At 60.2% G+C, this 1,034-nt stretch carries 2 protein-coding genes; both read left to right on the top strand.

Annotated features, from left to right (window positions below; translation table 11 throughout):
- The first annotated feature begins 174 nt into the window (after positions 1 to 174).
- A complete protein-coding gene (locus tag HNO88_RS21970) occupies positions 175 to 669 on the top strand; it encodes a nucleoside deaminase (protein ID WP_184250980.1) in 495 nt (164 codons plus the stop codon).
- Positions 666 to 866, top strand: coding sequence for a ComEA family DNA-binding protein (locus tag HNO88_RS21965; RefSeq protein ID WP_184250977.1), 201 nt, complete (start codon positions 666 to 668; stop codon positions 864 to 866). Before HNO88_RS21970 ends, HNO88_RS21965 begins: the two co-directional genes overlap by 4 nt.
- Positions 867 to 1,034 lie beyond the last annotated feature (168 nt).

The following is a 1,034-nucleotide window of genomic DNA, read 5'->3' as shown; positions in this document are numbered from 1 at the left end:
CACAGCCAAAAACCCGGATCAAGCGTCTCCCCCAACCCACCTCGTCGAAAAGAACGTCAGGTCGGCAACGTGCCGCAGAGTTTCCGCACGGTCTGGGTTCGTTTTTGGGAAAGCCGGTTGGGGCTCGCACCAAAAGGATGGCTGAGGCGTTCCCGTCCTTAAAGGGGAACGTCGATGTGTGCTGGTAACGACGAACAATGGATGAGGATGGCGATCGAGGTCGCCCACTCGAAGGGCTCTGATCCGTCCACCTCTCCGCTGGGATGCGTAATCGTCCTTGAGGGCAAAGTGATCGCGGCCGAGCGCAATCAGACGCAGGAACTGCCCGACGCCACAGCGCACGCGGAGATGATGGCGATCCGGCGGGCGTGTGAAGGCATCGGCGAGTTAGAACTGCGCGGTGCGACGCTCTACTCGACCTTACAACCGTGCGGTATGTGCACGATGGCATCGATCTGGTCGAAGGTCGGTCGCGTGGTTTACGGCGCAGGGCGCGCCGACGTTCACCCCATGTATTTCGAGGCGAAGCACGTCGATACGCTGTCGTTCATCGGCGACGCCTACCGCGACGATATCGAGATTGAGGGCGGGTGCCTGCGCGAAGAGTGCGCGGAACTCTACTATGGCCCCGATGCCGATCTCCCGGAGGAGGAGCAGGCAAACCTATGAGCGATGTCGTCAACGTGAACGCCGTCACCGCGAGTGAGCTGGACGCAGTACCAGGCTTGCAGGGACATGGCTTCGAGATCGTCCGCTACCGTTGCGAGCGCGGGCGCTTCACAGATCTGCGCCAGCTTGAGGAAGTGCCAGGTTTAGCGGGAAAGGTTGATGGCAGCCGCGCTGCGTTGAGCGTTGGCGAGACGTAACCCGACCGCTCTTATAGCGGAGCGATAGCCAAAAAGGTCGCGACTACCGTCCTGTCATCAACCGGCTTGTGAAGCACTAGAGCATTTTCAGCATGAGCGTTGATATCCTGCGGCTTGGAAGAAGTTGGCGCATTCGTCTGGCAGGAAGCGATCGAGCAGCTTGCCGAT

Source organism: Novosphingobium chloroacetimidivorans, from assembly GCF_014204535.1.
Taxonomy (GTDB): Bacteria; Pseudomonadota; Alphaproteobacteria; order Sphingomonadales; family Sphingomonadaceae; genus Novosphingobium; species Novosphingobium chloroacetimidivorans.
The sequence above is the reverse complement of the archived record's forward strand: the minus strand, read 5'-3'. Positions and strand labels throughout refer to the sequence as shown.